Annotated in this window: 5 protein-coding genes; 4 read left to right on the top strand and 1 reads right to left on the bottom strand. The window is 39.1% G+C overall.

From position 1 onward, the window contains the following. The first annotated feature begins 315 nt into the window (after positions 1–315). The 3 genes from HEQ36_RS05515 (at position 316) to HEQ36_RS05505 (ending at position 9,168) form a co-directional block, all read left to right on the top strand. Positions 316–549, top strand: a complete 234-nt coding sequence (locus tag HEQ36_RS05515) for a hypothetical protein (protein WP_039200269.1) — start codon at positions 316–318, stop codon at positions 547–549. Between the two features lie 544 nt (positions 550–1,093). Further along, positions 1,094–8,365 carry a choice-of-anchor I family protein gene (locus HEQ36_RS05510; RefSeq protein WP_290706944.1) on the top strand — a complete coding sequence of 2,424 codons (7,272 nt, stop codon included), beginning with the start codon at positions 1,094–1,096 and terminating at the stop codon, positions 8,363–8,365. A 392-nt stretch (positions 8,366–8,757) separates the two neighbouring features. Then, positions 8,758–9,168, top strand: a complete 411-nt coding sequence (locus HEQ36_RS05505; RefSeq protein WP_053538561.1) for a hypothetical protein — start codon at positions 8,758–8,760, stop codon at positions 9,166–9,168. Between the two features lie 258 nt (positions 9,169–9,426). Here HEQ36_RS05505 and rsmI read toward each other — a convergent pair whose 3' ends face one another. Beyond that, positions 9,427–10,281: a 16S rRNA (cytidine(1402)-2'-O)-methyltransferase gene (gene rsmI / locus HEQ36_RS05500; RefSeq protein ID WP_168634847.1), complete on the bottom strand. Its 855-nt coding sequence runs from the start codon at positions 10,279–10,281 to the stop codon at positions 9,427–9,429. Between the two features lie 372 nt (positions 10,282–10,653). Between rsmI and HEQ36_RS05495 the strand changes: the two genes are divergently transcribed. Then, positions 10,654–11,502: a sugar kinase gene (locus HEQ36_RS05495; RefSeq protein WP_168634846.1), complete on the top strand. Its 849-nt coding sequence runs from the start codon at positions 10,654–10,656 to the stop codon at positions 11,500–11,502. Positions 11,503–11,902: the final 400 nt, after the last annotated feature.

Below are 11,902 nucleotides of genomic sequence, written 5' to 3'. Positions count from 1 at the left end.
ATCGCTCGTGTCGCTTCCCTCTCAGCCCTAAAAGGACTGAGTTTCCCACTTACCGCGAGATCTTATAATTTATCAAGTATAAGGACTCAGGATACATAAGGTTTGAGATGGAAGGAAACAGGGAACAGGGAACAGGGGAGAAATTCCATTCTCTATTCTTCAATTTCTTTCTCCTAAACTCCTGATAGCGTGGCGTGGCGTTAGCCATACTCCTGACTCCTGACTGGGCGCAAGCCCTGCGCCCCTACATCCTGACTCCTGACCCCTGAATTCTTATGTTTATTGTTCATATTGTAAATTTCCTAAACCCACGCCATGAATTATCCTATCCCAGACAGTCCCCAAGAAATATCTGCACTCAGAAAACAGCCAGTTGATGAAGAACTAGTTGCTGCGGTAATTGCTGGTGTAGTTAGAGTTGTTCGCGCCCAGGGTCAGTCCTTAGATCAATTAACGACCCAAGTATTAGCGGATGATCAAATGTTAGATAGACAACAAAGACGCTGGTTAAGTCAGTTGGTTACTCAAGCATGGGAAAACTTTCCTTAATACCTACAATATATACTTGAGAAGGTCATAACTAATTGGTTGCTTGCTCCAGTATTAATACTTATTTTTTAGCGCTTTCTACAGAATGCTACGCAAACAAGTTACGTAAAGGTAAGCTATCGTTCCACCTTCAGATATGATCTATTGTGGGAATCAATACCTTGTCCATTTCCTGCTTTGTTGGGTTAAGCGACAGCGCAACCCAACGCATTTGTTGGGTTTTATGCTAATTGCTCCGCGAACGTTTACGTTCCACAACCCAACCTACAAATCAAGGCTTTTTCTAATTTGGACAAGGTATTAGGGAATAAGACCAAATTGATAGAACAAAAATTACTGAAAGTTAGAAAACACAGGGTTAACACATAAGCTGTTATTCTAGTTTTTTAAATTTTCCTTAACCTTTAATTATTTATTCCTTAAATAAATTGGGATAGATTCTCTTTATAGTCAAAAACTTACCCATTTTTTTAGAGATCAAAAAGACTAAAATCTCCGTTGCAGACTAAGTAACAACAAACCTCTAATTGTCAATACAAAAATTATGAATTCAATTCAACTTAACCATATCGGTACTATTAAATTAAGCGGCGCAGAAATTTCTGATTTTGACCCCATATCTCAACGCCTGTTTGTGACTGGAGAATCTGCGAATAAACCTGTTCTCCAAGTAGTGGATGTTTCTGATGCAAATAACCCCACTCAAGTTACTAACATTGATCTTTCTAGCTTAGGTGCAGGAATTCAAAGTGTAGCCGTCAGAAAAGGCATAGGAACTGGAAATAGCATTGTGGCGATCGCTATTTCTGCAAATATAAGTACCGACCCTGGTAAAATTGCTTTTTATGACGCTGTAACTCTCACTAAAATTTCCGAAGTAACAGTAGGTGCTTTACCTGACATGATCACTTTCACTGCGGATGGTAGCAAATTACTTGTCACCAACGAAGGAGAACCCAGTGAAAATTATGCCATTGATCCAGAAGGTTCAATTAGTATTATTGATGTTTCTGGAAACATTGCCAGTTTAGATAACAGTAAAGTTACAACTGCAAATTTCACGGCATTTAATGGGCAAAAAGAAACTTTAACAGCCGCCGGAGTCAGACTTTTTGGGCTTAATGCCACCGTTGCTCAAGATTTAGAACCAGAGTATATTGCAGTTTCTCCCGATGGCAAAACTGCATTTGTTACCCTACAAGAAAATAATGCCTTTGCAGTTCTAGACATTGCTACTGCTAGTATTACTAAAATTGTTCCATTAGGTTTTAAAGATCATAATTTACCAGGAAATGGTCTTGATGCTAGTGATAGAGATGTTAATGGTACTTCTAGTGGTGGAGGTAAAATTAATATTCAAAATTGGCCAATTTTCGGGATGTATCAACCCGATGCAATTAGCTCTTTTCAAATTGCTGATAAGACCTATTATATCACAGCCAATGAAGGAGATGCGCGGATTCGTCCTACAGCAAATGGTACTTTTGGTAATGAAGGATCACTATTTAACGAAGAAGCAAGAGTTTCTAGTTTAAATCTTGATCCTACAGCTTTTCCTAATGCTACTGAGTTGAAAAAACCGGAAAATTTAGGACGTTTAACCGTTACCAATAAACTAGGAGATACCGACGGAGACGGAGACTTTGATAAACTCTATGCTTACGGCACTCGTTCCTTCTCAATTTGGGATGATCAAGGTAAATTAGTATATGACAGTGGCGACCAAATTGAACAAATTCTCAAACAACAAACGCCTACATTCTTTAATGCTAATAATGGTTCAGCCACTGAATTTGATACTCGTTCCGATAATAAAGGACCTGAACCAGAAAGTGCAATTGTTGGCGTAATTAATGGTATTCTTTATGGATTCGTTGGCTTAGAACGGGCTGGCGGTGGGGTGATGGTATATAATCTTAGCAACCCCACTGCACCTCAATTTGTTCAGTATATTAGAACCGAAGGTGATGTCTCTCCTGAAGGCTTAAAATTTATCTCTGCCGAAAATAGTCCCAATTTTCGTCCCATGCTGGCAGTTTCTAATGAAGTTAGTAATACCGTTAGCTTTTATGAAATAGCTTCCCAACCAAAGTTAACGACTTATGAATTTCAAAATCTACCCAAATTAGGCACAACTTCCACCGGACAAGATATACTTTTGGGCGGTTTTTCTGGATTGTATTTCCAAGGTGTAGCAGATAATGGCAATCTCAAATTTGTTACTAATACAGATCGTGGTCCCAATGGTGAACCCACTGGTCAAAATAGACCGTTTTTATTACCCAATTTTCAACCAGAAATAGTCAGTTTTGAACTCAATCAAACGACTAATCAAATCACAATTACCAAAAGAACTGGGTTATTTCGTGAAGATGGTACAACTCCATTAACTGGACTTCCCAATGTCCAAGCTGGGGCTGGTGGAACAGCTTACACTGATGAAATTGGCGTTGATTTAAATGGTCAAATCTTACCTAATGATACTTTAGGGGCTGATGTCGAAGGTATCGTGATTGCACCAAATGGCAACTATTGGCTGGTGGATGAATATCGTCCCGGAATTTACCATTTTGATGTCAATGGGAAGTTACTTGATCGTTTTGTTCCCCAAGGAACAGCAGCAGCCACAGAACCAGATCAACCCGCAGGAACTTTTGGAACTGAGGTATTACCAGCAGTTTATGCCCAAAGACGGGCAAATCGCGGCTTTGAAGCAATAGCACTAGAAGGTAACAAACTATATGCTTTTATTCAAAGTCCAATTGATAATCCCGATAATGGCACTGATACAACCTCCAGAAATTCCCGTAATTTGCGAATTTTGGAATTTGACATAGTTTCTAAACAGGTAACTGGTGAATATCTCTATCTCTTGGATGATATTACAGGCAGTGGTAATGCCAAAACTGATAAAATCGGTGATGCTGTTGCCTTGGGTAATGGTAAATTTGCCGTTGTAGAAAGAGATGATAGAAGTGATAATACTTCCAATAAACTTATCTATCAAATAGATTTAACAACAGCGACTAATATCAATAATCCTGCTAACTTTACTTTGCCAAGTGCTAAGACTATTGAACAATTAAGCCCGGCTGAATTAACTACCGCTGGAATTATTGCTGCTAACAAAACTTTAATTGTTAATGCAGCACAAGTAGGTTACACCGGAGTTGAAAAATTAGAAGGTTTGGCATTAGTTGCCCCCAATATTCTGGCTTTGATTAATGATAATGATTTTAATGTTGCTGGCACAACAATTCCTGAAAAATTAGGCATTATTGAACTAGCAAATAATCTACCTGTTACTATTAGTGGTACTTCTGGAAACGATGTATTATTAGCATCTGCCAGCGGTTATACTCTCCTGGGTTTAGCAGGTAATGACTCCATTGATGGTGTCACAGGAACAGGTGACAATATCCTAGATGGTGGTGAAGGTGATGATGAAATCTTTGCTAAGGAAAATGATACGGCTTTAGGTGGTTCAGGCAATGATCAAATATTCTCCGATGGTCAAGGTAATAATATTTTATCAGGTGGTGAAGGCAATGATCAAATATTCCCTGATCGCAATGACAAAGTATTTGGTGATACTGGTAATGATATCATCTTCTCTGGTCTTGGTGGTAACACCTTAACAGGTGGTGATGGTCAAGATACCTTTTGGTTAGCTAATGCTGCATATCTGCAAAGTCCCAACATAATTACCGATTTTAATCCAGCACAAGATTTATTAAACGTTAATGTTGATGGGTTTAAGGACATAAATCAACTTACACTTTCACCCCAGGGAGATTACACCTTAATTAGTGCGAATAGTAATCCCTTAGCTATTCTGAAGAATTATGAATTACCACAGTTTGCTATCACCTCAGCTTCAGCAACAGAAGGAAATATCATAATTTTCACTGTCACTCGGACAGGAAATAATTCATCTTCACAAAGTGTAACTGTAACTACCTCTATTGCTACAGGTGATACAGCCAGTGATACTGACTTGACTGCAAAAACAGCAACTTTGACTTTTGCACCGGGAGAGACTACTACAACCTTTGCTGTCCAAACAACTCCAGATGTCCTGTTTGAAGGAAATGAGACATTTACTGTCAGTTTAAGCAATCCTACAAATGTATCAATCATTAGTTCTACAAACGCCACAGCCCAGGGAACTATTACTAATGATGACGCTGCACCCATATTTAGCATTGCTACCGCTGAGGCATCAGAAGGAAATGCTATTAACTTTACTGTAACTCGGACAGGAGATGCCCAGGCTCAACAAAGTGTGACTGTAGTTACCTCTATTGCTACAGGTGATACAGCCAGTGATACGGACTTGACTGCAAAAACGGAAACTCTGACTTTTGCACAGGGAGAAACTACTAAAATCTTTGCTGTCCAAACAACTCCAGATGTCCTATTTGAAGACCAAGAAACTTTTACTGCTAGTTTAAGCAATGCTACCAATGGTGCAATCATTAGTTCCACAAATGCCACAGCCAAAGGAACAATTAATAATGATGATGCTGCACCCATATTTAGTATTGCTGCTGCTCAGGCATTAGAAGGAAGTGCAATTAATTTCACTTTGACCCGCACTGGAGATGCTCAAGCTAACCAAACTGTTACCGTATCTACCTCTATTGAGGCACAAAATACAGCAACTGCCAGTGACTTTAGTGGAAATACTCAAACTCTCACATTTGCACAGGGAGAAACGACTAAAACCTTCACAGTTGCCACAATTCAAGATTCCCTTGTGGAAGACAATGAGACTTTCACTGTTAGTTTAAGCAGTCCTACCAATGGTGCAATTATTAGTTCTACAAATGGAATAGCTTTGGGAACTATTACTGACGATGATACACCAGCGGAATTTAGAATTTCGGCGGCTGAAGCGTTGGAAGGAAATGCCATCAATTTCACTGTGACTCGTTCGAGAGATAATCTGATTGCTCAAAGTGTAACTGTAGCCACTTCTATTGCGACAGATGATACAGCTAGTGCAAATGACTTAACTGCAAAAACGGAAACTCTGACATTTGCCACAGGAGAAACTAGCAAAACTTTCACTGTCCAAACAACTCAAGATAGCCTATTTGAAGGCAATGAGACTTTTACTGTTAGTTTAAGCAATCCTAATAATGGTGCGGTTGTCAGTTCTACCAACGCTACAGCGAAGGGAACAATTAATAATGATGACGCTGCACCCATATTTAGTATTGCTGCTGCTTCAGCAACAGAAGGAAGTGCAGTTAATTTCACTGTCACCCGCACAGGAGATGCTCAATCTAACCAAAGTGTCACTGTAGCCACTTCTATTGCGACAGATGATACAGCTAGTGCAAATGACTTAACTGCAAAAACGGAAACTCTGACATTTGCCACAGGAGAAACTAGCAAAACTTTCACTGTCCAAACAACTCAAGATAGCCTATTTGAAGGCAATGAGACTTTTACTGTTAGTTTAAGCAATCCTAATAATGGTGCGGTTGTCAGTTCTACCAACGCTACAGCGAAGGGAACAATTAATAATGATGACGCTGCACCCATATTTAGTATTGCTGCTGCTTCAGCAACAGAAGGAAGTGCAGTTAATTTCACTGTTACCCGCACAGGAGATGCTCAGGCTAACCAAAGTGTCACTGTAGCTACTTCTATTGCGACAGATGATACAGCTAGTGCCAGTGATTTGACTGCAAATACTCAAACAGAAACTCTCACATTTGCCACAGGTGAAACTAGCAAAACCTTTACTGTTCAAACAACTCAAGATAGCCTATTTGAAGGCAATGAGACTTTTACTGTTAGTTTGAGTAATCCTACAAATAGTGCAGTTATCAGTCCTAATAATGGTACAGCGAAAGGGACTATTAATAATGATGATGCTGCACCTATAAACCAAGCTCCCACAAATATTACTCTACAAAATCCAATTACAACCCTTTCTGAAGGGACAAGTACCACAACTAGGCTCAAAGTAGCTGATATTGTTATTACGGATGATGGACTAGGAAGCAATACTATCTCTTTAACAGGTGTAGATGCTGCTAGTTTTGAGGTAGAAGGAACAGTTCTTTACATCAAAAAAGACACAAAGTTGGACTATGAAACCAAGAACAGTTATGGTGTAACAGTCAATGTTGATGATACCACCGTAGGTAATACTCCTGATGTTTTTACCAACTTCACTCTCACGGTAACAGATGTAAATTATGCTCCCGAAGTCAAACCAAATCAAATCTTTAGCTACACTGAAAACAAAACAGCAAATTTCCAAGTAGGAACTGTTTTGGCTACGGATGACATAGCTGTAACAGGTTTTGCGATCGCCAGTGGAAATGATTCTGGTTTCTTTAACATTAATAATCAAGGTATAATCACCCTGACGGACAAGGGAGTGACCAGTGCAGCCAATGACTTTGAACGCAGTCCTAATAGTTTTACATTAGGGATTATTGCTAAAGATGCAGCAGAGGCTACTTCCCAGGTTACGAATGTGACTATTAATGTTACCAATGACCCAACGGATGATAACAAAAAACCAAATCTGCAAAGCTTCACCCAAAGTGGACAAGAAGATCAAATAATAAGTTTTGGTATTGGAGACTTCAAAGACAAGGGTAAATACGGAGACGAAGACAATAATGATTTAATGGCAATTAAGGTAGTAAGTTTACCAACCGCTGGAAGCCTAACCTTTGTGAACGGTCAACAAGTGACTAAAAATCAAGAGATATTAGTTAATGACCTAGCTAATCTGCGATATAATCCCGTTGTTAATGCTAATGGTAATGTTGCCACATTGACAGTAGCAGCGATTGATAATGGTACTCCAAAAGTAGAATCTGATCCTGCTACAATCACAATCAATCTGACTCCGGTAAATGATCCTCCCGTTGCAAAAAATGATCAATTATCTGTCAGTCAAGGAAGTGCGGGAACTATCAACCCTTTAAACAATGATAGTGACCCTGAAGGAGATAGTTTAAAGCTCACCGGCAAAACCGACGGTAAATATGGCAAAGTAGATATCAATGGCAATAATTTGACCTATACGCTGTTAGATGGCAATTATTTGGGCAATGATGTCTTTAGTTACACTGTCTCTGATGGTAGTCTTTCCGCAAGTGCTGATGTTAGGGTGACGGTTACGGGTAAAGCTACAACTGCCACAGTAGCACCAACTCAGCTAATCTCAATTGCTCCTGTTGATAAACTGATTCCCAAGGAAGCAGGTACATTAACTGGTATTGTTGATAAATTGGGCTACGAATTTCCTAATAACTACAACCCATCCCTTGTCAAAAACTCCCTGCAAAATGCCCTAAATCAGACCACCGCAGCTTTTAATAATCTGTTCGGTCTCTATGAGGTGGATGATGTAACGGGGTCTGTAAATGGCATTAAACCCGGGGAAATCGGTTATGCGAAAGCCGCTTTGAGTAAGGTAGTAGATAACTTTATTGTGCGGGTAGGGGGTTCAAGTAGTGGTGCTGCGAGTGATGTCATTGTCAGTGGTGGTAAAATCTATTCTCCCTTTGTAATTGCTAATGGTGGTAACTTCTCCGGTAATCTCCAAGCAGCAATTAATGCTTTCTTTGCTGCGAACCCTAATAATAGCCCAGCTACCGCCCAAAATTACACGACTTTACCTGTAGCCTATTTTAGCTTTGGGGTAGCTAACCCGGACGGTGCGGCTCATTTAAGAAGTTTTGGGAATAATACCTTTGGTTTTGAAGATTTACCTGCGGGTGTGGGGGTAAGTGACTACGATTTTAATGATGCGGTTTTCTCCTTTGGAGCGATAGCGTAAGCACTATTTGATTCTCCGGGTAGGGGTAAGAGACTTCCAATTAAAAAAATATCCCAAAATTTCTTGTGGTGCGGGCATACTTCGACAAGCTCAGTACGAGTCTTGCCCGCTAATCATCAAGGATGGGCAAGAGGCAAGAGTGAAGAGGGTTTGGGCGATTTTACGTTTCTTTACGCAGTTTGGTTTTATTGTGTTCACCTAATTATTCGCATATTCACAATTATTGTCTTTTGTCAAGCAGCACAACAATACCATTTTCTACAACCTTTATCTTGTCTGTTTTTCAGCCATGTTAAGTAAAGATGTGGGTAATGGATAGGTGGAGAGGGGGTAAAATAGTAAAATGACAGGTGTTGCTGTTATTGTCCATAAAACAACTATCACCAAAATATATGACAACCAACCCACCAATTCTCACTTATACTCTGGAAGAAATATTATCTCGTTTGGATCAAAAGATAGAGAAGCAATTTACCGAAGTTAACCAAAAAATGGATCGGCAATTTGCTGAAGTCAATCAAAAAATGGAGAAGCAATTTGCTGAAGTCAATCAAAAACTAGAAATTATTGATGGTAGACTAAATAAACTGGAAATTGGACAGGCAGAATTATCAGGGGAAATTAAAACCCTAGATGGAAAACTATCAGGGGAAATTAAAACCCTAGAAGAAAAAGTTATTGGTATTGATAAAAGACTAGATAACCAAGAATTTATTAATCGTGGAGTTCTAGTAGCAGTGATTATCGCCTTAATCAGTGGAGTAGTCAAACTATTCGGTTTCTTCCCCACTGGTAAAATCTGAAAACCTTAACGGAATAAAATAGTTCCCTGGGAGGTTAGTGTAGCTTTTATTACAAAAAGCCAGTAAAAAGGTGACAGCCAAATATTAGGGTGTGTTAGCGACTAGTAACGCACCATTGGTAAAGACTTTGGGTGTAGTATAGCGATCGCTATATAATATAGTAACGCACCATTTTAAATCATTATCCTGTACATCCTTTCATCCTGGATATCCTGATTCAGTTTGTCCTATTCTAGATCCTGATCATCGTCTCTGTACTTAGCTGCTAAGTTCAATTGTCAAAGCTAGTTGATAGAGATAGCGACGAGATAAACCCGTATCCTTTGCTATCTCACGACTAGCTTGAGAACGAGAAATACCCTGTTTAATCATTGATAATAGTTCGTTTTTTAATTCGGTTTCTGTGAGTTGAGGCTTACTAGGTGGATTTCCAGCTACTAAAAGAGTATATTCTCCCTGGGGTTCTTTGTCTTGGTAATGGGTAATCCCCTCGGCAATTGTTCCCCGCCAAAATTCTTCGTATAATTTCGTCAGTTCTCGTGCTATAACTAGAGAGCGATCGCTTCCCAAGATTGCCCCCAAATCTACTAAAGTATCCCGCAACCGGTGAGGTGATTCATAAAAAACCAAAGTTCGAGATTCACCTTGCAAAGATTCCAAATATTTCTGGCGTTGTTGACTTTTAGCTGGTAAAAAACCATCAAAAATAAACCTATCTGTGGGTAATCCAGCCGCACTCAAAGCCGTAATTACAGCACTTGCACCGGGGATAGGAACAACAGTAATCCCCTCATCAATACAAGCCTTAATTAACTCATATCCTGGGTCAGAAATTCCTGGCATTCCCGCATCACTTACCAAAGCGATCGCTTTTCCAAATTGTAAATGCTCTAATAATTCAGGAATACGACTATTACTATTATGTTCATGGTAACTAACTTGGGGAGTTTTCACTTGAAAATGTTGTAATAATCTGCCTGTGTGGCGTGTATCTTCCGCCGCAATTATATCCACTGCTTGTAAAATTCTCACCGCTCTAAAAGTCATATCTTCTAGATTACCAATGGGTGTAGCGACAATATAAAGTGTTCCTGGTTTTGGTTCAGTTTGCATATTAATTTTGAACACGGATTCAACGGATTAAGGGATTTCACAGATTAGATAATCTTGCATATAATTTAACTTGTTGGTGAATTTTCTTCACTTTTCCAAAAGTATTATTTAACAAGATCTCTAAATTTTCTGGTCAAGGTTCAGTTTGCATATTAATTTTGAACACGGATTCAACGGATTAAGGGATTTCACAGATTAGATAATCTTGCATATAATTTAACTTGTTGGTGAATTTTCTTCACTTTTCCAAAAGTATTATTTAACAAAATCTCTAAACTTTCTGGTCAAGGATCAATATCAGGAAAATTAACATTATATACATCTTTAATTATACATGATATCATCTAGTGAAAATTCAAATGCAAATTAGCAATGAGCAAATCTGGCTTATTTGTCGGTTTAATTACCTTAGATTTCATTTATCTCGCGGATTCTCCCCCCCAAAATAATCAAAAATTAGTTGCCACTGACTATACTATAGCAGCAGGGGGACCCGCAACAAACGCCGCCGTCACCTTCAGTCATTTAAACAACCAATCTACAGTTTTAGGTGTATTGGGTTCGCACCAGATCACACAGCTAATTTGTAGCGATTTAGAGAATTACCAAATTGCAATTATTGACTTAGACCCCTACAGGAAAACACCGCCACCTGTCTCTTCAATTATTGTTACCCAAGGTACAGGTGAAAGAGCGGTAATTTCTATTAATGCCGTTAAAACTCAGGCAAATATTACTTCTATCCCTGCCAATATTTTACAAGATATTGATATTGTATTAATTGACGGACATCAAATGGAGGTCAGCAAAATTATTGCCCAAACTGCTAATATTCAGAATATTCCAGTTGTTATTGATGGTGGTAGCTGGAAACCAGGATTTGCAGAAATATTACCCTTTGTCAATTATGCTATTTGTTCTGCTAATTTCTATCCACCTAACTGCAAAAATCAGGAAGACGTTTTTGCCTATTTGCAAAATTTTAACATTCCTTATATTGCCATTACTGAAGGGGAAAACCCCATTCAATACTTAACTCGTGATCAGTCTGGTGTAGTTAATGTGCCAAAAATACAGCCCGTTGATACACTGGGCGCAGGAGACATTTTTCACGGTGCTTTCTGTCACTACATCCTGGAAACGAATTTTATAGAAGCATTAGCACTAGCTGGAAATACTGCTGCGGAGGCGTGTAAACATTTTGGTACGCGAACTTGGTGAAATTTAAACGTCTAAGTCTAATGCTTAGAGGATGTTTGAAAAGTCTTTAATGTATAAATAAACCCCTCTGGTAAACCTCTCCCCGATGCGGGGAGAGGCTTTGAAACCCCCATTCCCTCCTAGGGACTTCCAAATAAAAAAATACTCAACCACCTAACGCAAAAATCTCTCAAACCCTTATTCCTCTGTGTCCTCTGCGCCTCTGTGGTTCGTTAATCAGGATAATTTATTTCTTGGAAGTCCCCTAGAGAAGGGGGGTTAGGTTTCTGGAGATTATCGGTTTCATCTAATACTTTTCAAACAACCTCTTAGAGGGTGTTTGAAAAGTCATGATTGCTGTATCAAATGTTTTACCCCTCCCTAACCCTCCTCTTATAAAGGCTATCGTGTACACACAAGT

Source organism: Anabaena sp. 54, from assembly GCF_017355725.1.
Taxonomy (GTDB): domain Bacteria; phylum Cyanobacteriota; class Cyanobacteriia; order Cyanobacteriales; family Nostocaceae; genus Dolichospermum; species Dolichospermum heterosporum.
The sequence above is the reverse complement of the archived record's forward strand: the minus strand, read 5'-3'. Positions and strand labels throughout refer to the sequence as shown.

Coding starts and splice junctions, on each gene's coding strand:
- HEQ36_RS05515 (WP_039200269.1), top strand. CDS start 316: ATGAATTATCCTATCCCAGACAGTCCCCAAGAAATATCTGCACTCAGA.
- HEQ36_RS05510 (WP_290706944.1), top strand. CDS start 1,094: ATGAATTCAATTCAACTTAACCATATCGGTACTATTAAATTAAGCGGC.
- HEQ36_RS05505 (WP_053538561.1), top strand. CDS start 8,758: ATGACAACCAACCCACCAATTCTCACTTATACTCTGGAAGAAATATTA.
- rsmI (WP_168634847.1), bottom strand. CDS start 10,281: ATGCAAACTGAACCAAAACCAGGAACACTTTATATTGTCGCTACACCC.
- HEQ36_RS05495 (WP_168634846.1), top strand. CDS start 10,654: ATGAGCAAATCTGGCTTATTTGTCGGTTTAATTACCTTAGATTTCATT.